This window comes from Neisseria sp., from assembly GCF_030523955.1.
Taxonomy (GTDB): Bacteria; Pseudomonadota; Gammaproteobacteria; order Burkholderiales; family Neisseriaceae; genus Neisseria.
In genome coordinates this window covers 1-22,140 of the sequence record NZ_JAUNHL010000048.1, presented here as the reverse complement: position 1 = coordinate 22,140, position 22,140 = coordinate 1, and the positions used below count along the sequence as shown (strand labels likewise).

At 53.3% G+C, this 22,140-nt stretch carries 19 protein-coding genes; 10 read left to right on the top strand and 9 right to left on the bottom strand.

Annotation, left to right across the window (positions count from 1 at the left end):
- The first annotated feature begins 192 nt into the window (after nucleotides 1-192).
- The 3 genes from gabT to Q4C79_RS10090 all read left to right on the top strand — a co-directional run bounded on the left by gabT (nucleotide 193) and on the right by Q4C79_RS10090 (nucleotide 4,009).
- Complete coding sequence (gabT, locus tag Q4C79_RS10100) at nucleotides 193-1,449, top strand: 4-aminobutyrate--2-oxoglutarate transaminase (protein ID WP_303090892.1); 1,257 nt, start codon at nucleotides 193-195, stop codon at nucleotides 1,447-1,449.
- A gap of 75 nt (nucleotides 1,450-1,524) precedes the next feature.
- Nucleotides 1,525-2,958, top strand: coding sequence for an NAD-dependent succinate-semialdehyde dehydrogenase (locus tag Q4C79_RS10095; protein WP_303090891.1), 1,434 nt, complete (start codon nucleotides 1,525-1,527; stop codon nucleotides 2,956-2,958).
- Between the two features lie 304 nt (nucleotides 2,959-3,262).
- Nucleotides 3,263-4,009, top strand: a complete 747-nt coding sequence (locus tag Q4C79_RS10090) for a hypothetical protein (protein WP_303090890.1) — start codon at nucleotides 3,263-3,265, stop codon at nucleotides 4,007-4,009.
- A 77-nt stretch (nucleotides 4,010-4,086) separates the two neighbouring features.
- Here the strand turns inward: Q4C79_RS10090 and Q4C79_RS10085 are convergent, their stop codons facing one another.
- Nucleotides 4,087-4,605 (bottom strand): RNA pyrophosphohydrolase, encoded by a 519-nt coding sequence (locus tag Q4C79_RS10085; protein ID WP_303090889.1) that lies wholly within the window; start codon nucleotides 4,603-4,605, stop codon nucleotides 4,087-4,089.
- Between the two features lie 244 nt (nucleotides 4,606-4,849).
- Between Q4C79_RS10085 and Q4C79_RS10080 the strand changes: the two genes are divergently transcribed.
- From Q4C79_RS10080 to Q4C79_RS10070, 3 genes are all read left to right on the top strand, one after another.
- Complete coding sequence (locus Q4C79_RS10080) at nucleotides 4,850-6,025, top strand: polyamine ABC transporter substrate-binding protein (RefSeq protein ID WP_303090888.1); 1,176 nt, start codon at nucleotides 4,850-4,852, stop codon at nucleotides 6,023-6,025.
- Between the two features lie 156 nt (nucleotides 6,026-6,181).
- Nucleotides 6,182-6,955: a 5'/3'-nucleotidase SurE gene (gene surE, locus Q4C79_RS10075; protein ID WP_303090887.1), complete on the top strand. Its 774-nt coding sequence runs from the start codon at nucleotides 6,182-6,184 to the stop codon at nucleotides 6,953-6,955.
- A 77-nt stretch (nucleotides 6,956-7,032) separates the two neighbouring features.
- Nucleotides 7,033-7,971 carry a peptidoglycan DD-metalloendopeptidase family protein gene (locus tag Q4C79_RS10070; RefSeq protein ID WP_303090886.1) on the top strand — a complete coding sequence of 313 codons (939 nt, stop codon included), beginning with the start codon at nucleotides 7,033-7,035 and terminating at the stop codon, nucleotides 7,969-7,971.
- Nucleotides 7,972-8,232: 261 nt separating this feature from the next.
- On the opposite strand, the gene Q4C79_RS10065 is transcribed toward Q4C79_RS10070, so the two are convergent.
- The 6 genes from Q4C79_RS10065 to Q4C79_RS10040 all read right to left on the bottom strand — a co-directional run bounded on the left by Q4C79_RS10065 (nucleotide 8,233) and on the right by Q4C79_RS10040 (nucleotide 13,241).
- Nucleotides 8,233-9,345, bottom strand: coding sequence for an 8-amino-7-oxononanoate synthase (locus Q4C79_RS10065; protein WP_303090894.1), 1,113 nt, complete (start codon nucleotides 9,343-9,345; stop codon nucleotides 8,233-8,235).
- Between the two features lie 22 nt (nucleotides 9,346-9,367).
- Complete coding sequence (locus tag Q4C79_RS10060; RefSeq protein WP_303090893.1) at nucleotides 9,368-10,144, bottom strand: TatD family hydrolase; 777 nt, start codon at nucleotides 10,142-10,144, stop codon at nucleotides 9,368-9,370.
- A gap of 103 nt (nucleotides 10,145-10,247) precedes the next feature.
- Nucleotides 10,248-10,601, bottom strand: a complete 354-nt coding sequence (locus Q4C79_RS10055; protein WP_303090885.1) for a PilZ domain-containing protein — start codon at nucleotides 10,599-10,601, stop codon at nucleotides 10,248-10,250.
- 205 nt (nucleotides 10,602-10,806) lie between these two features.
- Nucleotides 10,807-11,796, bottom strand: a complete 990-nt coding sequence (locus Q4C79_RS10050; protein ID WP_303090884.1) for a DNA polymerase III subunit delta' — start codon at nucleotides 11,794-11,796, stop codon at nucleotides 10,807-10,809.
- A 41-nt stretch (nucleotides 11,797-11,837) separates the two neighbouring features.
- Nucleotides 11,838-12,455 carry a dTMP kinase gene (gene tmk / locus Q4C79_RS10045; protein WP_303090883.1) on the bottom strand — a complete coding sequence of 206 codons (618 nt, stop codon included), beginning with the start codon at nucleotides 12,453-12,455 and terminating at the stop codon, nucleotides 11,838-11,840.
- A 132-nt stretch (nucleotides 12,456-12,587) separates the two neighbouring features.
- Entirely contained in the window at nucleotides 12,588-13,241 is a 654-nt protein-coding gene (locus Q4C79_RS10040; RefSeq protein WP_303090882.1) for a cation diffusion facilitator family transporter, read from the bottom strand.
- Between the two features lie 285 nt (nucleotides 13,242-13,526).
- On the opposite strand from Q4C79_RS10040, the gene Q4C79_RS10035 reads away from it, so the two are divergent.
- Nucleotides 13,527-13,787, top strand: coding sequence for a metal/formaldehyde-sensitive transcriptional repressor (locus Q4C79_RS10035; protein ID WP_303090881.1), 261 nt, complete (start codon nucleotides 13,527-13,529; stop codon nucleotides 13,785-13,787).
- A gap of 96 nt (nucleotides 13,788-13,883) precedes the next feature.
- On the opposite strand, the gene Q4C79_RS10030 is transcribed toward Q4C79_RS10035, so the two are convergent.
- Entirely contained in the window at nucleotides 13,884-14,651 is a 768-nt protein-coding gene (locus Q4C79_RS10030; RefSeq protein WP_303090880.1) for a TSUP family transporter, read from the bottom strand.
- Nucleotides 14,652-14,785: 134 nt separating this feature from the next.
- Complete coding sequence (locus Q4C79_RS10025) at nucleotides 14,786-15,382, bottom strand: CNP1-like family protein (RefSeq protein WP_303090879.1); 597 nt, start codon at nucleotides 15,380-15,382, stop codon at nucleotides 14,786-14,788.
- A 163-nt stretch (nucleotides 15,383-15,545) separates the two neighbouring features.
- On the opposite strand from Q4C79_RS10025, the gene Q4C79_RS10020 reads away from it, so the two are divergent.
- The 3 genes from Q4C79_RS10020 to gltB all read left to right on the top strand — a co-directional run bounded on the left by Q4C79_RS10020 (nucleotide 15,546) and on the right by gltB (nucleotide 21,974).
- On the top strand, nucleotides 15,546-15,770 hold the full coding sequence (locus Q4C79_RS10020) for a sulfurtransferase TusA family protein (RefSeq protein ID WP_303090878.1): 225 nt from the start codon (nucleotides 15,546-15,548) through the stop codon (nucleotides 15,768-15,770).
- 32 nt (nucleotides 15,771-15,802) lie between these two features.
- Nucleotides 15,803-16,840, top strand: a complete 1,038-nt coding sequence (gene pyrC, locus Q4C79_RS10015) for a dihydroorotase (RefSeq protein ID WP_303090877.1) — start codon at nucleotides 15,803-15,805, stop codon at nucleotides 16,838-16,840.
- A gap of 670 nt (nucleotides 16,841-17,510) precedes the next feature.
- Nucleotides 17,511-21,974: a glutamate synthase large subunit gene (gltB, locus tag Q4C79_RS10010; protein WP_303090876.1), complete on the top strand. Its 4,464-nt coding sequence runs from the start codon at nucleotides 17,511-17,513 to the stop codon at nucleotides 21,972-21,974.
- Nucleotides 21,975-22,140: the final 166 nt, after the last annotated feature.

The following is a 22,140-nucleotide window of genomic DNA, read 5'->3' as shown; positions in this document are numbered from 1 at the left end:
GCTGCTACGCCTTGAACTGCATCCACATCTGTGGGTTTTGCAAAGGTCTCAGATTGACAAACACGGGCCGTAATCTTACTATCTAAACGCCCATTTTGATAATTTTTGATTATTTTTAAAGGCTTATCATTAAGCATGCAAAAGCAGTCATCGGGGCGTAAATGTCGAAAAAGTATGAGAAAAGGATGAAAAATGAGTGATTGGTTAGCAAGAATGCACGATGCGATTCCCAACGGCGCCAGCGTGATGTGCGATTGGTTTGCCGAGAGTGCCGAAAACGCAATCATCAAAACCACCGACGGCCGCGAATTTATCGATTTTGCCGGCGGCATCGGCGTATTGAACACCGGGCACCGTCATCCCAAGGTAACGGCTGCGGTGGCGGCGCAACTGGAAAAATTCACCCACACTGCGTTTCAAGTGGTGCCTTATCAAAGCTATATCGAATTGGCCGAACGCATCAATAAATTGGTGCCGGTGGCGGGCAAAGTGAAAAGCCAGTTCTTTTCCAGCGGTGCCGAAGCGGTGGAAAACGCCGTCAAAATCGCCCGCGCTTATACCAAACGTAACGGTATCATCGCTTTCGGCGGCGCTTTCCATGGCCGTACTATGATGACCTTGGCGCTTACCGGCAAGGTATTGCCGTATCAGGCCGATTTCGGCGCGATGCCGGCCGGCGTGTACCACGGCCTGTTTCCGGCCGAAACCCAGCACATTAGCGTGGCCGATGCGGTAAAAAGTATCAAGCGTATTTTCAAAAGCGATATTGCGCCGCAAGACGTCGCGGCGATTATTCTTGAGCCGGTACAGGGCGAGGGTGGTTTTAACGTTTGCCCGCCCGAATTCATGCGCGCCGTGCGCGAGATTTGCGACGAATACGGCATCGTGATGATTGCCGACGAAGTTCAGGCAGGCTTTTCCCGTACCGGCAAATTGTTCGCCATGGAACATTACGACGTTCAACCCGATATCATCACCATGGCCAAAAGCTTGGCCGGCGGTTTTGTGTTAAGCGGTGTTTCCGGCCGCGCCGAAATCATGGACGCACCGCGCAAAGGCGGGCTGGGCGGCACTTATGCCGGCAATCCTTTAGGCATCGCGGCGGCCCATGCGGTGTTGGACGTTATCGAAGAAGAGAAACTGTGCGAACGCTCGCAAGCTTTGGGCGATAAATTAAAGGCCTGTCTGAAAGAATGGAATATCGCGGAAATTACCGAAATCCGCGGTTTGGGTTCGATGATTGCGATTGAATTCGGTGACGACGAGCATCCGAACGCCGCATTCGCCGCCAAAGTACAACAGGCGGCGATGGCAGATAATCTACTGCTGCTCACCTGCGGTGCGCACGGCAATGTCATCCGTTTCCTTTATCCGCTCACCATCGAAGATGAAACCTTTGATAAGGCGTTGGCAAAATTGAAAGCGGCGCTGGAAAAAGCGCGCGGTTAAACCCTTATATTCATTAGGCAGACGGGCAATCGTTCTTCTGCTTTTTTACCGCCCTTGCGGTCGGAGGAAGTCCAGATGGAAAACATCAAATCTTTATTGCAACATCCCGATGTCAGCTTCAGCGCCTTGGCCGACGGTATCGAAGTTACCAATCCGGCCACCGGCGAAACGCTGGCTTATGTGAAAAAAACCGATGCAGCGGCTTTGAACGCGTTAATCAAACGCGCCGCCGCCGCACAGAAAGACTGGGCGGCCAAAACCGCACTGGAGCGTGCCGATGTATTGTGGCGCTGGTATCAATTGTTGAAAGACAATAAAGAAAACCTGGCGCGGCTGATGACGATGGAGCAGGGCAAAAGCCTCACCGAATCGCGCGGAGAAATCGATTATGCCGCCAGTTTCATCCGTTGGTTTGCCGAAGAAGCCCGCCGCATCGACGGCGACATCCTCACCAGCGTGAAGCCGAACCAAAAACTGATGGTGATCAAACAGCCGATCGGGGTAACCGCCGCGATTACGCCGTGGAATTTTCCCGCAGCGATGATTACCCGCAAAGCCGCGCCCGCGCTGGCGGTGGGCTGCGCGATGCTGGTGAAACCGGCCACGCTCACTCCGCTGTCGGCTTATGCACAAGCCACACTGGCTTATCAGGCGGGCATACCGGAAGATTTATTTGTGATCGTTAACGGCAGCGCTTCGGAAATCAGCAACGTGTTCGCCCGCAACGAGACCGTACGCAAAATCAGCTTTACCGGTTCCACCGAAGTCGGCGCGAAGATTTTTGCCAACAGCGCCGATCAGATCAAAAAGCTCAGCTTGGAATTGGGCGGTAATGCGCCGTTTCTGGTGTTTGACGATGCCGATTTGGACAAAGCGGTGGACGGCGTGCTGGCCAGCAAATTCCGCAACAGCGGCCAAACCTGCGTGTGCACCAACCGCGTATACGTTCAGACAGGCATTTACGACGAATTCTGCCGCCGCTTGGCGGAAAAAGTGGCGGCGTTCAAACTGGGCAACGGTTTGGAAGAAGGCGTGAACCAAGGCCCGCTGATTGAGGAAAAAGCGGTAGAGAAAGTGGAAGAACACATCGCCGACGCGTTGGCTAAAGGCGCGGTATGTTTGGCCGGCGGCAAACGCAGCAGTTTGGGCGGTACTTTCTTCGAGCCGACCGTTTTGCGCGACGTTACCGCCGACATGGCGGTGGCCCGTGAGGAAACTTTCGGACCGTTGTGCCCGGTGTTTCGGTTCGACAGCGAAGAGGAAGCCATCGCCGCCGCCAATCACACCGAATTCGGTTTGGCCAGCTATTTGTTCACCCGTGATACCGCGCGCCAGTGGCGGGTGGGCGAAGCGCTGGAATACGGCATGGTCGGCATCAACACCGGCTTGATCAGCAACGAAGTCGCGCCGTTCGGCGGCATCAAAATGAGCGGTTTGGGGCGCGAGGGCAGCAAATACGGTGCGGACGAATATCTGGAACTGAAATATCTGTGTTTGGATTTGAGTTGATGGTTTCAGACAGGCATACTTCGGGGAATGCCTGTCTGAAAAAGCTGAACAAGTTAAAGAAAACAGCACAAGAAGGCGGCTTCGTGGATGGTAAGCCGCCAAAATTTATAGGGGATTACGGTGTTTTCGTTTGTATTTATTGCAATCGTGATATTGATTTATTATTTTGAAATCAAATGGCGGAAAAAACACAACAAGCCGTTGAATAAAGGCAAGCCGATTGATGGCGGGCAGTATATTGTGTTTTGAGTGCTGGGTAGTGTATAGCAGATTAACTTAACTTTCGCTACGGCGTTGCTGCGCCTTGCCGTACTACTTGTACTGTCTGCGGCTTGCTGCCTTGTATCGAAAATTAATTAAATCCGCTATACTTGTAGTGGTTGTTATTTTCGCTATTGTTTTGTTTTTTAAGAAATATTGGGAGTTGGTTCATATTGGTTCTTATCTGAGCTTTGAGCAAGTCTTACGTGATATTTATATCGGTTATACATCATCAGAACCGGATATTTTAAGGACATACCTGCTAAATAGGCATCATAAGTTGGATTTATCAGAGAGAGTTTTTGTTGATTCCGTTATTCAACATATTGAGAGCCATAAAACGGTACCCTATGAATTAATTATTCAAACTGAGGTGTCAGTAATATCCGGTATTAGCCTATATAGGCTGCAAATTTTAATCATAACGGCATATTCCTTAATATTCGGCAGGAAGTTTATTTACGCCCCTTTTTTTGAAATGAAGAAAACAGAAGGGTTTGCCGTTCACGGATTCAGCCTGCTGCTTCAGATAGGGGTATCTGCTTTATTTATCTTTGGCTGGATGTGGTTTGTTTTTGTGGTACCGATGCACAGCACCGATTGTCCGACACGGGCGATGTCTTTTTGGTGCTCGAATTTAGGCGCAAAAAGTACGCCTTATATCAAGTTTCCCACCTTATTGCTGTTTTACTGGATGTTTTTGTTGATATTGATTAATGCCATGACCCAAGCGATTTTGAACGAATTGGGTTATGCAAAACCCAAACGGGAAGAACAAACAGCAAATTAAAGATGCCTGTCTGAAAAAACAAAAACACCTTGCCGCCATTGAAGCCGCAAGGTGTTTGGTTGATCCTATCCAAAAAATTACTTCACTTCCAATTGCCGCCGGTTGAATTCTTCCAGCGTCTCCAAACCGCGCAGGAAGCGGGAAAGTTCGCTTAACGCGCCTTCGTATACGCCGCGTTTGAAGTCGATGACTTCGTCTATCGGCGCCCAATATTGGTGCCAACGCCAGCCGTCGAATTCCGGATGGCTGGTAGCGCGCAGATGAACGTCGCTTTCGCGGCCGGTCAGGCGCAGCAGATACCAGATCTGCTTTTGCCCGCGGTAAGAACCGCGCCATTCGCGGCGTACCCAATGAGCGGGTACGTCGTAGCGCAGCCAGTCGCGCGTGCGTCCCAAAATCTTAACGTGGTGCGGCAACAGGCCCACTTCTTCCAGCAGCTCGCGGTACATCGCGGTTTCAGGGCTTTCCCCGGGCTTGATGCCGCCTTGCGGAAACTGCCACGAGTGTTCGCGCACCCGTTTGCCCCAGAAAACCTGGTTTTTATCGTTGGTTAGGATAATGCCTACGTTGGGGCGATATCCTTCTCTGTCCAGCATATTTCGCCCTTGAGATAATGATTCGAATGGGGGTGATTTTCCCATATATATGCCTGTCTGAAAAGATTCGGCTGCGGCGGTGAGGCTCCTCTGTTTATCACATGTTAATAAATGTAGGGATTGTGTGAAATAAATGCTTGCATCGGCAAGGTTTTTGCCGTTTAATTAGCAGCGTATCGGCAAGCGGCGTTATGCCAAAGTCTGACGTTGGATATTTTTCTTGAATTTTTTTAAGGATACACGGATGAAAAAAACACTGTTGGTTTCTGCATTAACTACCTTGTTTTTGGCTGCCTGCGGCGGCTCGAATAATCAGGCTGCCGATAAAAAAGAGACGGCCAGCGCACCTGCTTCCGGTGCCCAAACCCAGGCTTCCGCAAACTTGCCGGCTACCGATAAACTGAATATTTATATCTGGTCGGATTATGTAGATCCGGCTACGCTGGATGCGTTTAAGAAAGAAAATAAAATCGATGTCCGCTACGATAATTACGACAGCAACGAAACGCTGGAAGCCAAAGTATTAACCGGCAAATCCGGCTACGACTTGGTGGCGCCCTCTATTGCCAACGTCGCCCGCCAAATCAAAGCCGGCGCTTACCAGCCGGTGGATAAAAACCTGATTCCGAACTACAAAGACATCGATCCCGATTTGCTGAAGCTGATGGATCAGGTTGATCCGGGCAACCAATACGCCGTACCGTACTTCTGGGGCATCAATACCATCGGCATCAATAAAGATCAGGTGGCCAAAGCGCTGGGCACCGATCAGCTGCCGGAAAACGCTTGGGATTTGGTGTTTAATCCCGAATATACCCAAAAACTGAAATCCTGCGGCATCAGCTTCTTCGACAGCCCCACCGAACAATATCCTTTGGTGTTGAAATACATGGGTAAAGACCCGAACAGTGATAAAGCCGAAGATTTGCAGGCGGCCAACGATACGTTGAAGAAAGTACGCCGCGATGTGAAGCGTTTCAGCTCTTCAGGTTATATCGATGATATGGCACGCGGTGATTTGTGTATCGCCATCGGTTACGGCGGCGATTTGAACATCGCTAAAAAACGTGCGGTCGAAGCGAAAAACGGTGTGAACATCGAAGTATTAACGCCCAAAACAGGTGTAGGCATCTGGATCGATTCGTTTATGATTCCGAAAGATGCCGCCAACGTCGCCAATGCGCACAAATACATCAACTATACGCTGGATCCGAAAGTGGCGGCGCAAAACGGTAATTTCGTTACTTACGCCCCGGCCAGCAAACCGGCGCATGCATTGATGGATAAATCTTATGCCGACGATCCTTCTATCTTCCCGAGCGACGAGGTGAAAGCCAACAGCTTCGTGGTGCTGCCAAAACCGCCGGAAGCCATCAAACTGCAAACCCGTTTGTGGCAACAATTAAAGGCCAGCCAGTAATATTGATTTTAAATATGATAAAACCCCGCTCAACAGCGGGGTTTTTGTTCGGCTATTTTAAAGTTTCCAAAAGCGTCATGCCTGTCTGAAAATAGACAGCGATGCGGCCAAACCGTACAATGACGGCTGTTTTTACCAGCAGCAAAAGCAGGCGATATGAATATTTTGATTTGTAACGACGACGGTTATTTGGCGCAAGGAATTTCCATACTGGCGCGGGTGGCCGGCGAATTTGCCAATGTACGGGTGGTAGCGCCCGAGCGCGACCGCAGCGGTGTGAGCAATTCGCTGACTTTAGACCGCCCGCTGCGTATCCGTGAGGCGGAAAACGGTTTTTATTATGTAAGCGGTACGCCTACCGACTGCATTCATTTAGGCCTGCATGCCCTGCCCGAGTTCAAACCCGATCTGGTGTTGTCCGGTATCAATCACGGTGCCAATATGGGTGACGATACCTTGTATTCCGGTACGGTTGCCGCCGCAACCGAAGCTTTTTTACTGGGTATTCCGGCAGTGGCGTTTTCATTAAACGATTATAGCGGCCGCTATTGGGATACCGCCGAACGTGCGGCCTGGTTGATGCTGTCGCACTTATTACAGGAACCACCCCGCCAGCCGATTTTATGGAATGTGAATATTCCGGCGGTAGCACCCGAAGATATTCAAGGTTGCAAAATCACTCGTTTAGGGCGTCGCCACCATGTGCAAAGTATTGTGCCGGCACGCAATCCGCGCGGCGAAGCAGTGTATTGGATAGGACCGGCCGGCGATGTTTCCGACCGCGAAGAAGGCACCGACTTTGCTGAATGCGAGGCCGGCTTTATTACTGTTACGCCCTTGCAAATCGATTTGACAGGATTTGAACAAATGGCACAGGTTGCCGGATTTTGGCGGCCTTTGAGCGAAAAATTCCGGCCAAACCATGAATAAACTTGAGAACAGGGCGCGATTTGATTTATGATATGCGCCAGTTTCACGATAAACCAAACTAAATGAAGGTAAGAGCAATGTTGAAGAAAACCGCAATTCGTACCGGTTCGGCCGCACTGATTCTGATGATGGGCGCCTGCTCATGGTTCCAACAACCGGCAGCGCCCGTTGTTTCGGGTACCACCGGCGCGGCAGGCAGCTATGGCAGTTCACCGGCTTCGGGTGCCGATAATCCTTACGGTGCAACTCCGTATGAGCCGGCTTCCGGCGGCAACAGTGTAGTCAATAACACCCCCGCACCGTACACTCCGCCCGCCGCAACACCGTCTGCTCCCGTATCCGGCGGCGGCAGCTACATACCTTCTAATGCTCCGGTAGACATCAACGCCGCCACCCATACCGTTATCCGCGGCGATACGGTTTATAACATCTCCAAACGCTACAATATCAGCCAAGACGATTTGCGCGCTTGGAATAATTTAACTGAAAACAATATCGGTGTCGGCCAAGTGTTGCGCGTGAAGCCGGCAGGTTACACCGCACCGGCAGGCAGCGCTGCACCTGTACCGACGACGGCGGCCACTCCTGCGCAGAATACCGCCGCCACTCCCGCCAATACACCCAGCGTGGCCACCGGCGGTGTACGTACCGTATCCGGCATTACTTGGCAGCGTCCGACTGCCGGTAATGTCATCACTCAATTTAGCAGTGCAACTAAGGGTGTCAATATCGCAGGCACCGCCGGCCAGCCGGTAGTGGCTGCTGCCGATGGCAAAGTGGTTTATGCCGGTGCTGGTCTGCGTGGCTACGGCAATCTGGTGATTATTCAACACAACAGCACCTTCCTGACTGCTTACGGCCACAACCAAAGTTTATCGGTCAGCGAGGGCCAAACCGTGAAACGCGGCCAAACCATTGCCCGCATGGGTAACAGCGATGCCGACCGTACCCAATTGCATTTCGAGGTACGTCAAAACGGAAAACCGGTTAATCCGGCCAATTACGTAGCATTCTAAATGTTTGTTTCATGAAAATACCCGGGCGTGCCCGGGTATTTTTGCGGCTATCGAATGCTTTTGGCATTAAATTTACGTAGTGTTTCACTTGAATGCCTGTCTGAAAACCAATGGATTCTGTTTTCAGACAGGCATCATGACTCACGCTCTAAGTAAGGTATGGCGGATTTAATTAATTTTCGATACAAGGCAGCAAGCCGCAGACAGTACAAGTAGTACGGCAAGGCGCAACAACGCCGTAGCGAAAGTTAAGTTAATCCGCTATAGCAAGCTGATCAACCAGTCTATCTCTTCATCCGTCATGGCGGCGGTGAGTGAAAAACGCAGGCGGGCGGTGTTGGCGGGAACGGTAGGCGGGCGGATGGCTAACGCGTAGCAGCCTTCTGCCTGCAATTGCGCGGCCAGTTGCTCCGCCGAGGCGTTGCTGCCGGTGATATAGGGAACCACATGGCTTTGGCTGGGCATAGGCAGCCCTTTGGCGGCGATGGCTTGGCGCAGCTGCTGCGAGATACCGGCCAGGTGGCGGCGTTTGTCCTGCCATTGCGGCAGGCGGCGGAAAATGAATTCCGACCAAGCAATGTTAAGAGGCGGCAGTGCGGTGCTGAAAATCAGCGGGCGCATGGTGTTGATGAGGTAGTCTTTGATGACTTCGTCGCAGATAAGGTAAGCGCCGATGGAAGCGGCAGCTTTGCCGAAGGTGCCGACTAAGAAATCGATGTGCGGCAGCAGGTTTTGCTGTTCCGCCAATCCTAGGCCGGTAGCGCCGTATACGCCGATGGCGTGTGCTTCGTCGAGATAGAGCCAAACATTGCCGTATTGCTGCTTTAAGGCGACCAGTTCGGCCAAGGGGGCGGAATCGCCGTCCATGCTGAAAATGCTTTCGCTAACGATGATGATGCGGCGGTAATGAGCGCTGTGTTCGGCAAGCAGACGGGCGAGCTGCATCATATCGTTGTGGCGGAAGCGGCGGTAATCGCAGCCGGCCAGGCGGATACCGTCTATCAGGCTGGCGTGTACCAGTTTGTCTGCCAATATCAGGGTGCGCGGATCGGCCAGCGCGGGGAGGATGCCAATATTGGCATGATAGCCGCTGTTAAGCAGTAAAGCGGCGCGTTGGTAGGCGGCGGCCAAGATGTTTTCCAGCGATTGGTGGTATTCGGAATCGCCGCAGAGCAAGCGCGAGGAAGTGCTGCCGAACAAAGGCAGAGGCCTGTCTGAAAAACTTTGCAAAAATTCGGCTTGTAATGAATAGTCGAGGCTCAGGCCTAAATAGTCGTTGCTGCTGCAATTGAGGCGGCAAGCGGGAACGCTGCGGATGCGGCGCAACAGGTTTTGCTCGGCCAACTCATTGAGTTTTTGTTGGAAAAGTTGCATTTCGCCTCCGCTGGTGCTGGGGTTAGGCATGATGGCGCGGTACTTTGTTGAACAAGCGGTAGAAATTTTCGGTGGTGGCGGCGGCGATGTTTTCCAGCGTATCGCCGCGCAAATGGGCGATAAATTCGGCGGTGTGGCGCACATAAGCCGGTTCGTTGGGTTTGCCGCGCTTAGGTACCGGCGCGAGGAAGGGGGCGTCGGTTTCCACCAGCATCCTGTCGATCGGTACATAACGGGCGGCTTCCTGAATCAGCGGGGCGTTTTTGAAGGTAACGATGCCGGAAAACGAAATGTAGAAGCCCAAATCCAGCGCGAGTTTGGCAACGCGTACATCTTCGGTGAAACAATGGATCACGCCGGCATGCGCTTGTTGTTCGCGCAGCATGGCCATGGTGTCGTCGGCGGCGTCGCGGGTGTGCACAACCAGCGGCAGCGCGGTTTGGTTGGCCGCTTCGATGTGCAGGGCGAAACGGCGCTGCTGCCAAGCCAAGTCGCCGCTGCACCAGTGGTAATCCAATCCGGTTTCGCCTATGCCGACTACTTTGGGGTGGCGTGCGTGCGCGAGCATTTCCGGCAGGGTAAATTCTTCGGTATCGGGGTCGTCGGGATGAATGCCGACGGTGGCATAAATCTGCGGATATTGTTCGGCGATGGAGAGGATTTCCGCAAAACTGCTTTTGCTCACGCTGATGGCCAGCGCTTGTTTGACCTGTTGTTCGGCCATATGGGCGAGCACTTCTGGCAGGCGGTTGGCAAGTCCTTCGAAGTTAAGATGGCAGTGTGAATCGATTAATTGTATGTGTTCCATCATCAAAACCAATAAACAGCCGCTCAGATTGAGAATATCTTCATTATCCGAGCGGCTGGGGAGTCATCTTTCCGCCGTGGCGGAAGTACGGAGATTATAAGGTAAAGGTGGGACGCTCGCTGCGCATCACACCGCTTAAGGCCGCTTCTATCAAGTGGCGGGCCGCGGCGCTGATTTCATCGGAACCAAATGCCAAGCCCACCCCTTTGGGGCGGTTGGCCGAGGTACGGGCGGGGTTAATCCAAGCCACTTTGGTGCGCAGGAATTTTTTGTCGGCAGGGTCTTCGAAATCGATGGCCAGTAAAACTTCGTCGCCGAGCTTGAACGGATCATCGGTGGGAACGAATAAGCCGCCGAATTCAAGAAAAGGCATATAGCTGTTATAAATCAAGGTTTTGTCTTTGAGTTGCAAGGCCATCATGCGGCCGGGCAGGCTGGAGGTGTCCATGAGGTTTTCCTGTAAAGTTATGGTGTAGCAAGTATGCCGGGCTTGGGTCGTGTAGTCAGAAAGCGTTGCGGCGGTATTTTTGGTTAAAATCCGCACCTGCGGCGTTAAAAATGCTCACAAAATATCCAATCTTGCTGCGCTTTTTGCCTTGCATCTGCGGATTTTTCCTCAAAAAACCGCTTCGCAAGCATTCTGACTACACGACCTAGCCGGCGTGTTCTTTGTTTTGCCAGAAACCGAGGTATTCGGTTAATAAATATTCGACCTGCATTCTAACATTGAGCGTATGCCGGCCGTAAGGGCTGAGCCGATTTAATGTATCAATCAGGCCTAACAGTGTGGCGGGATTGGTTTTTTTCGCCACTTGCGCACTTGCGGCTGCGTACGATGGGTAATAAAGCGGTGCCAATTGCTGGTGGGCAAGGCCGACATCGGCGAGCCATTTGTGCAGCCAATCGAGAAACAGGGCGAGCGGCCATTTTTGGCGGTCGAAATCGGCGGCGTAATCGAGAATGGCGAGCAGGCGCGGCTGGCCCAATAATTGCAAGAGTGAATCGCGGTATTCGTCTTGTTCGGGAGCTGATTCGAACAAGGGGGCACCGGCGTGAAAGGCCAGCAGCGATTCGGCATCGTCTATTTCCCGCTCTTTCAGATAGGCCAATGCTTCGGCAGGCGAGGGGGCGGGCAGTACCAATTGGCGGCAACGGCTTTTGATGGTGGGCAAAAGTTTGTCGCGCTGGTGGCTGACCAGTAGAAATTCGACATCGGCGGGCGGCTCTTCCAAAACCTTTAATAATCCGTTGGCGGCTTGCAGATTCATGCTTTCGGCAGGATGTACCAACACAACCCGCCGCCCGCCGCGTACGGAGGTAAGCTGTATGCTTTCGATAACCGAGCGTACGGCATCGATTTTGATTTGCAACAGTTTGCGGCCGCTGCCTTCTTCTTCGGGGATTTCGGGCGTGAGTTGGTAGAAATCTGGGTGGCTGTTTTGTTGGAACAGATGGCAGGACGGACAACTGCCGCAGGGCTCGTGCCCGGCAGCGGGGGTTTCGCACAAGAGTGCTTGCGCCAAGTGGCGGGCAAATGCGGTTTTGCCGGTGTGCTCTTTGCCGGAAAACAGCCAAGCGTTGGGCTGGTTTTGCCAGTGTGCGGTGATTTGCCGCCATTGCGGCTGATGCCAGTGGTAAATCATGGGCGTTTTCGGTTTTCAGACAGGCATGGATTATAGCTTAATCAGGCAAACAGCGTATCGAGTGCGTGTTCGATGGAAAGGGAAACGGCGGCGCGTTCGCGGTTGCTGTCGATCAGTGCGTAGCGCTCGGGTGCCGCGGCGGCACGTTGCAGGTAAGCCTCGCGCACGCGGGTGAAAAAATCGGCGGTTTCCTGCTCGAAGCGGTCTTTTTCGCGGGTTTCGGCAATACGCGCCATGGAAACTTCCAAGGGAACATCCAGCAAGATGGTCAAATCCGGCTGCAAACCGCCTTGCACCCAGTGCTCCAGCGTGGCGATGTCGGCAGCCGGCACGCCGCGACCGCCGCCTTGGTAGGCAAAAGTGGCGTCGGTAAAACGGTCGGATACCACATGAACGCCGCGTGCCAAGGCAGGTGCGATCACTTCTTCGATGTGTTGGCAGCGGGCGGCAAACATCATCAGGGTTTCGCTGCGCAAGCCGGCGCGGGTGGCGGGGTTGAGCAAAATCTCGCGCAAGGCTTCGCCCAGCGGCGTGCCGCCCGGTTCGCGGGTAAACAGTACCGGCAGCCGGCGTTGCTCGAACCAGTTTTGCATAACGGCCAGGTTGGTGGATTTGCCGGCACCGTCTATGCCGTCCAAGGTGATGAATTTGGCGTTCATGGTGAAAAAATCAAAAGGGGAACAGGGCGCTTATCATACTATAAATGTGCTTGCCGATGTTTTTCTGTTGGAAAGATGCCTGTCTGAAACGCTTTCAGACAGGCATCTTTCTTTGCAAAGTTATCGGCTTAATCAATGGTGATGGCTGTGATGGTGTTCAGGCACCATATCGTGATCATGCCCGCGCAGCTGCGCCAATGCACGGCGTACGATGCTCCAGCCGCTTTTGAAGATAAACACACTCAAAACCGCACTGGCAACCACGTCCACCCACATCCAGCCGAGCAGCCAGGCGCTCAAACCGGCCACAATCGCCACCATCGAGCCGAACATATCGGCCAATACGTGCAGGTAAGCAGCTTTTACATTGAGGTTTTCCTGATCGCCTTTCATCATCAGCCAAGCCACGAACATGTTTACCAACAAACCCAGCGTTGCCACGCCGAGCATGGGCAGAGCCATCATCTCCAAGGGATTGTGCCAGCGCCGGATGGCTTCATACAGAATATAAGCGGCCACAAACAATAGCGAAGAGCCGTTTAAGAGGGCAAACCAGCGTTGCTTGTTTTTGCTTAAAAACAATGCCAGCAAAGCCAGCAGCAGCGAAAGGCTGTCGTTGGCCATGTGTGCGGCGTCGGCCAGCAAGGCGAGGCTTTTGAAATACCAACCGCCGAGGAATTCCACCACCATAAAAGCGCTGATGATGGCGAAGCTGACGGCCAGAATGGTTTTGTTTTTTGGTGTGTGGTTATGATGGTGGTGAGAGTGATCGTGCGGGGCGGACATAAAATGTTTCCTTTATGATTTTAGGGAGTGTAGTCAAAAAGCGTTGCGGCGGTATTTTTGGTTAAAATCCGCATCTGCGGCGTTCAAAATGTTCGCAAGATGTTCAATCTTGCTGTGCTTTTTGCCTTGCATCTGCGGATTTTTCCTCAAAAAACCGCTTCACAAGCATTCTGGCTACACTTCCTAAAAACGGGCTGACAAAAAACCGATGTCGTTTTAAAATACTGAATACTGGTATGGGGTATGTTATACCCCTGGGGAGTATTTTGCAAGAGGATAACTTACATGGCGCATTTACAAAACAATCAAAAAATCTTAAACCGCATCAAACGTTTGCAAGGGCAACTCAATTCGGTGGAAAAAGCAGTGAGCGGCGGCGAGACGGCATGCATCGATATTTTGCAGCAGGTGGCGGCGATCAAAGGAGCGATTACCGGGCTGACCAACGAGTTGATTGAAGAACAGCTCACCCAGCATGTATTGCCGGAAGGCTATGACGAAGCGGAGCTGGATAGATTTTTGAAATTGCTAAGAAAATACGGTTAACCGAATTTGCATGCCGATGATGGAAATGCCTGTCTGAAAAAGATTTTCAGACAGGCATTGGTTTTTTGTTGTGTTATAGATAAATGATTCGGGCGTTTAACCTGTGAACACGTCCCAACCGAATTTGCCGATTAACACCACCAGCAAAGCCATGAATCCGTAGCGTAAAAAGCGGGTGCCGCCGCGTATGGCAAGGTTTGCGCCGACCATGCCGCCGATTAAATTGGCGGCGGCCAAAGGCAGTGCCCATGCCCAGATAATGTAGCCGTTGGGTACGAAATAACTCAATGCGGCCAGGTTGGTGGTGATGTTGATGATTTTGGCCGAAGCGGTGGCGGTCATAAAATCAAAAGCGAAAAAGCGCACGAAGATGAAGGTGAGGAAGCTGCCGGTACCCGGGCCGAAGATGCCGTCGTACAAACCGATCAGTGCGCCGCTGAGCAGGCCGAGATAATATTCGCGCCGGCTGAGCGCCCGTTCGCGAACCGTTTGGCCGAGGCTTTTTTTGAAAAACGTGTAAACGAACATACCCGCCATGATCACCAGCATTGCCGGTTTCATATACCGCACCGGAATCCAGCTCACCAGCTGCGCCCCCAGATAGGAAAAGACAAAAGCCAATAGCGCGGCCGGCAGCAGCATTTTCCAAGGGACACGGATTTTGCGGACAAATTGAAAGCCGGCCATGGTGGTGCCGGTGCAGGAAGCGAATTTGTTGACCCCCATCACGGTGGCCACCGGTGTGGAGGAAGGCATCAGACTGAACAGCCCGGGAATCTGCAGCAAACCGCCGCCGCCGACGGCGGCATCCATCAGGCCGGCAAGAAAACCGACCACAAGTAGAAGGATAATTTCGGATTCCATTGGAAATGTCCGGGTAATTTTTCAGACAGGCATTATACAGGAGGGCTGTTTGAAAAAAGGTTTTTTGTTAACCATTAAAAACGCCTGTATCCGAAAACGGATAAACAGGCGTAGGAAATATTTGAAGCGGATGTTTATTTGGTCCACTTGCTGCGGGCGGTGGCACGTTCTTTTAAGCGTTCGACCAATTTTTCGCGACTTTCGGGCGTACCGTCTTCGCAAAAGCTGCGGTAGAGTACGGTGCGTACCGGATCGGAATTATTAAGAACGGCACCGATAGGCTGCCATTGCGGATTGCGCGGTTTCACCCAGCGTTTGTTGACGGTATCGCCGTAGCCGTAAACTTTATAAGATGAGCGTTTTTCTTTGTCGCTCATTGAAAAAGAAGTGGATGCGCAATAGAGTGCTTCGGTGGTCAGGTTGTCCATGCCGCTGGCTGATTGTAAGTTTAGGGTATAGCGGATGGTACCGTCGGGCGCGAGCGCAATGCTGTCCAAATCAATCAGCGCGCGTTGCGGAAAATCGCGGTTAACATAAAGTGAAAACCAGTTGGCGGAGGCATCGGGCAGGGCGGGCAGCGGAACTTCCGCTTCTTTGAATACTTTATCGGCTTCTGATCCGTTGCGTTCGATATAACGGGTGTTGACCAGCGTATCTTTTTGAGTTCTGGAGTTTTCAGCGGCGGCATAACCGGCCAGCAAAAACAGTGGCAGCAAATATAAACGGCGCATGGGAAAGTGCTCCTATCGACGGAAAAAATAACGGCATTGTAGCATTGTTGGTGCGGGCTGCATCAGTTTGAATAAAACTTTACCGGATTTTCCCCGGTTAAATCATGGGGCAAAAAGCGCTATAATCAAACGGTTTTCTATTCCCCGAAACAGGAATCCGCTTATGAGCGAACATAGTTTAGACGTTACCGGCCTGAAATGCCCGCTGCCGATTTTACGCGCCAAAAAAGCGCTGGCCCAGTTGCAGGGCGGCGATGTGCTTACCGTATTGGCCACCGATGCCGGCGCTCCCGACGATTTCGCCGCTTTTTGCCGCCAAACCGGCCATATTCTGCAACATTCCGGCGAAGATAACGGCGTGTTTACGTTGGTTGTGGTACACAAATAAATGCCTGTCTGAAAAATAATCAAGGAATCAATATGCAAACCCTTACCCTAATCCAGCCCGATGATTTCCACCTGCATGTGCGTGACGGTGAAGCACTCAAAGCGGTGGTACCTTATACCGCCCGCCAAATGGGACGTGCCTTGATTATGCCCAATTTGAAGCCGCCGGTGACCACCGTGGCGCAGGCTTTGGCCTACAAACAGCAGATTCTGGATGCGGTGCCGCCCGGTTTGGATTTCGAGCCGCTGATGGCGCTGTATCTCACTGATCTCACCACGCCCGAGCAAGTGCGCGAGGCCAAAGCGGCGGGGATTGTCGCTTTCAAACTGTATCCGGCCGGCGCCACCACCAATTCTGATTCCGGCGTTACCGATTTGTTCAAATTGCTGCCGGTATTGGAAGAAATGGCCAAACAAGGCATCTTGTTTTTGGTGCACGGCGAGGTAACCGATGCCGACATCGATATTTTCGACCGCGAAGCCGTGTTTATCGAGCGGATTATGAAACCGGTGCTGGAGAAAGTACCGGGATTGAAAGTGGTGTTCGAACACATCACCACCGCCGATGCCGCCCGCTTGGTGTGCGAAGCCGGTGATAATGTGGCGGCGACCGTTACCCCGCAGCACTTGCTGCTCAACCGCAATGATTTGCTGGTGGGCGGCGTACGCCCGCATCATTATTGCCTGCCGGTGTTGAAACGCGAAAGCCACCGCGCCGCGCTAGTGGCCGCTGTTACCGGCGATAAATCGCATAAGTTCTTCTTGGGCACCGATTCGGCGCCGCACCCGAAACATGCCAAAGAAAACGCCTGCGGCTGCGCCGGTATGTTCAGTGCCGTCACCGCCATTGAACTTTATGCCGAAGTATTCGAAAAAGCCGGCGCACTGGATAAGCTGCAAGCCTTTGCTTCGCAAAATGGTGCGCGTTTCTATGGTTTGCCGGAAAATACCCGCACCATCACGCTGAAAAAGGAAAGCCAAGCCGTACCCGAGAGCGTGCCTTTCGGCGAAGGTGCCGAATTGGTGCCGATGCGCGCGGGAGGCGAAGTGGCTTGGCGTATGGCTTATTAAGCCCAAGTATGACGGAACATCAATAAATTCAGGATAAAAAATTTTTTTGCAAAGGTATATTGCCTGTCTGAAAACCTTTTAGCTTCGCCAAAAAACACGCAAGTTTGTTTTCAGACAGGCATTTTACTTTTTATGCCTATAGTGATGCTTATTGTATGTAATAAAAAATGCAGTTCGACTGTTTATTTTTGAATAAATTAAGTCATTCAATCTTTTCAGAAACACGCCGGAAAAATATTTGGAATAAAGGGATTTTTATAATTGTTTGTTTATTAAAAATTAATTTATCTATGTTTTTGGTTTTTCGTTATTGTATCGCTGTTTATTATGTAGCCGGATGTAGTGTGGCTTGAGATTTTTTAGATGTGATTCAAAGTGCCGAGAAATTTTTGGAAGACTAAGTTTTCAATATTTATTTGTTTCTAAATAGAAAAAATCATGAATTTCTACAAGCGGTTTCAAATTGCCGCTTAATTGTACGTGTAAAATCGAAAAAAAGCTTTGACGATTGTTCACAATTTGCGTATTTTACGGAATTGTTCACAATTTGACACGTTCAATAAAATTACTATTGAAACGAACTTTGCCGGTGTTGCTGATTTCAGTATGCCGCGCCTCTTACAAATCCTACCAATCACCATACCTTTTTTAAGTATGCAGGAATAAAACCATGACTATGTTATACGACCGTACAGTAGAACGAGAAAACTGCGGTTTCGGCTTGATTGCCAATATCGACGGCGTCCAGAGCCATAAAGTCGTCCGCAACGCCATTTTGGGTTTGTCGCGCATGCAGCACCGCGGCGCGATTCTGGCCGACGGCAAAACCGGCGACGGCTGCGGTTTGTCGATTCAGATGCCGGAAAGTTTTTTCCGCACGGTTGCAGAAGAGGCCGGTTTTTCATTGGCGCAGAAGTTTGCCGTAGGGCAGATTTTCCTGCCGCAAGACAATGCCGAAGCACAGCGTTGCATCGGCATCATCAACGAAGAGTTGACCCGCGAAACATTGGGCGTGGCCGCTTGGCGCGAAGTGCCGACCAATCCGGCGGTGCTCGGCTCGATTGCCTTGGCGGATATGCCGCAAATCAAACAGGTGTTTATCAACGCGCCTTCCGGCTGGCGCACGCAGGATTTGCAGCGCCGCCTGTTCGTTACCCGCCGCCGCATCGAAAAACGCATCGATCACCCCGATTTCTATATTTGCAGCTTTTCCAACCAAACCGTGATTTACAAAGGTTTGTGCATGCCCAAAGACTTGCCCAAGTTTTATCTCGATTTGGGCGATTTGCGCATGCAGTCTGCCATCTGTTTGTTCCACCAGCGTTTTTCCACCAATACCCAGCCGCGCTGGAAATTGGCGCAGCCTTTCCGCTATCTGGCGCACAACGGCGAAATCAACACCATTTCCGGCAACCGCGCGTGGGCGCGGGCGCGGGCGTATAAATACCACACGCCGCTGATTCCCGATTTGCAGACCGCCGCGCCGTTTGTCAACGAAAGTGGTTCGGACTCCAGCTCGCTCGATAATATGCTGGAAGTGTTTGTGTGCGGCGGCATGGACTTATTCCGCGCCATGCGCCTGTTGGTGCCGCCCGCCTGGCAGCAAAACCCCGATATGGACGACGATTTGCGCGCCTTCTACGACTTCAATTCCATGCACATGGAGCCGTGGGACGGCCCGGCCGGCATCGTGCTTTCAGACGGCCGTTACGCCGCCTGCAACCTCGACCGCAACGGCCTGCGCCCCGCGCGTTATGTGATTACCCAAGACCGCCTGATTACCATTGCTTCCGAAGTGGGCATTTGGGATTACGCGCCCGACGAAGTGGTGGAAAAAGGCCGCGTCGGCCCCGGCCAATTGCTGGTGATCGACACCAAAAACGGCAAGCTGCTGCATTCGGCCGAAATCGACAATGAATTGCGCGCCCGCCATCCTTACCGCGAATGGCTGGATAAAAACGTGCAGCGCCTGATTCCGTTCGAGCAGCTGCCCGACAACGAAGCCGGCGAAGCGGCGATGAACGCCGATATGCTGGCCGTGTATCAGAAGCAGTTTCTCTATGACCGCGAAGAGCTGGAAAGCATCGTGCGCGTGTTGGGCGAAGACGGGCAGGAAGCCGTCGGCTCGATGGGCGACGATACGCCGTTTGCCGTGCTCTCCGAGCGTCCGCGCCTGATTTTCGACTATTTCCGCCAATATTTCGCGCAAGTGACCAACCCGCCGATCGACCCCTTGCGCGAAGCGCACGTGATGAGCCTCGCCACCAGCATCGGCCGCGAGATGAGCGTGTTTTTCGAAGCCGAAGGCATGAGCCACCGTGTGAACTTCAAATCGCCGGTGCTGCTGTATTCCGATATGCAGCAACTGCTGCGCCTGCCCGAAGCGCATTACAAACACACCGTGCTCGATGCCACTTATTCCCCCGACAGCGGCCTGAAAGCCGCCGTCGAAGCCCTGTGCAACCAGGCCGAAGAAGCCGTGCGCAACGGCACGGTGCTGCTGGTGGTTTCAGACAGGCATATCGCGCAAGACCGCCAGCCGATTCCATCTGCCTTGGCGGTGGGGGCGATTCAAAACCGCTTGGTGGCCGCCAATCTGCGCTGCGACGCCAACATCATTGTGGAAACCGCCGAAGCGCGCAACCCGCACCATTTCGCCGTGTTGATCGGCTTGGGCGCCACCGCCGTTTATCCGTATCTGGCGTATGAAAGTTTGGCGCAGATGGTGAACGCCGGCGCGATTGCCAAACCCCTGCGCGTGGTGATGGCCAATTTCCGCAACGGCATCAACAAAGGTTTGTACAAAATCATGTCGAAAATGGGCATTTCCTGCGTATCGTCCTACCGCTGCGCGCGCCTGTTCGAATTGGTGGGCATGAACCAAGAAATCGTCGATTTGTGTTTCCCCGGCATCACCAGCCGCGTGGAAGGCGCATCGTTCGCCGATTTGCACGAGCAGATTTCCGCCACCCGCAAACGCGCGTGGCGCCGCAGCCAAGGCGTTGACGCCGGCGGCCTGCTGAAATTCAAACCGCAGGGCGAATACCACGCCTACAACCCCGAAGTGGTCAATACCATTCAGGCGGCGGTCAACAGCGGCGACTACGCCAAATACCGCCTCTACCGCGATGCCGTCAACAACCGTCCGGTAACCACCATCCGCGATATGCTGCGGCTGAAAACCGAAAACTGCACGCCGATTGATATCAGCAAAGTCGAGCCGTCTGAAAATCTGTTCAAACGCTTCGACAGTGCCGCCATGTCGATCGGCGCATTAAGCCCCGAAGCGCACGAATCGCTGGCGGTGGCCATGAACCGTTTGGGCGGCTATTCCAACTCCGGCGAGGGCGGTGAAGACCCGAAACGCTACGGCACCGAAAAAGTGTCGCGCATCAAACAGGTGGCTTCCGGCCGCTTCGGCGTTACCCCCGCTTATCTGATGAGCGCCGACGTGATTCAGATTAAAGTGGCGCAAGGCGCGAAACCCGGCGAGGGCGGCCAACTGCCCGGCGACAAAGTAACGCCTTATATCGCCCAACTGCGCTACGCCGTGCCCGGTTCCACCCTGATTTCGCCGCCGCCGCACCACGATATTTATTCCATCGAAGACTTGGCGCAGCTGATTTTCGACCTCAAACAAATCAACCCCAAAGCGCTGATTTCGGTGAAGCTCGTGTCGCTGCCCGGCGTCGGCACCATCGCCACCGGCGTGGCCAAAGCCTATGCCGACCTGATTACCATCGCCGGCTACGACGGCGGCACCGGCGCCTCGCCCTTATCCAGCGTGAAATACTGCGGCTCGCCGTGGGAATTGGGCTTGGCCGAAGCGCAACAGGCTCTGGTTGAAAACAACCTGCGCCACAAAGTGCGCCTGCAAGTGGACGGCGGCCTGAAAACCGGCCTCGATATCATCAAAGCCGCCATTCTCGGCGCCGAAAGCTTCGGCTTCGGCACCGGCCCGATGGTGGCGCTCGGCTGCCGCTACCTGCGCATCTGCCACCTGAACAACTGCGCCACCGGCATCGCCACCCAAGACGACACCCTGCGCGGTAAGCACTACCACGGCGATGCCGAAAAAGCGATGAACTATTTCCGCTTTATCGCCCAAGACGTGCGCGAAATTCTCGCCGAACTGGGCGTGGAAAAACTCACCGACCTGATCGGCCGCACCGAACTCTTGGAAATCATCGAAGGCAAAACCGCCAAACAGCGCGGGCTGGATTTGGGCAAACTGCTGTATTCGCCCAAAGTGCCCGACGGCAGCGCGCGCCACTGCACGCAAAACAACGCCCCGTTCGATAAAGGCCGTCTGAACGCCGAGATTGTGCGCGAAGCGCAAGAAGCGCTGGCAAACGGCAGCGGCACCGACATGAGCTTCGACATTTCCAACCTCGACCGCAGTGTCGGCGCCGCACTCTCCGGCATCATCGCCCAAGCGCACGGCAACCGCGGCAAAACGGGCCAAGAGTTCAACATCAGCCTCAACGGCACCGCCGGCCAAAGCCTCGGCGTGTGGCTCGCGGGTGGCGTGAACCTCGACCTCACCGGCGATGCCAACGACTATGTAGGCAAAGGCATGGCGGGCGGCCGCATCGTGATCAAACCGCACAACGGCGTCGCCTTCAAAGCCGAAGACGCCGCCATTGCCGGCAACACCTGCCTCTACGGCGCCACCGGCGGCGAACTCTTCGCCTCCGGCCGCGCGGGCGAACGCTTCGCCGTGCGCAACTCCGGCGCATTGGCGGTGGTGGAAGGCATCGGCGACAACGGCTGCGAATACATGACCGGCGGCGTGGTGGCCATTCTCGGCAAAACCGGCATCAACTTCGGCGCGGGCATGACCGGCGGCTTCGCCTACGTGCTCGATGTAGACGGCAAATTCAAAGGCCGCATCAACCCCGAAATGGTCGAAGGTTTGGAGATAACCGATCTGCCCACCCATCAGGAACACCTGCGCGGCCTGATCGAACGCCACGTCGAGCTGACCCACAGCCGCATCGGCGAGCGCATCTTGGGCGATTGGGAAAACCACGTCGGCAAGTTTGTGCTGGTGAAACCGAAAGCCAACGATGTTAACGCGCTGCTCGGCCACAAACGCCGCACCGTGATGGAATTGCGCGAAGTAACCGCCTAAACGCAAAAAAGCCCGTTTTCAGACGGTCTCAAACTGGCCAAGCAGCCTGAAAGGCCGTCTGAAAATGATTGGTCGGGCATCAATGTCCGACTTACTGGCTTGCCAACCAAGCAGATATGGCACAGGAGAAACTGCATGACACAACTGACATTGGAAAAATTCACCG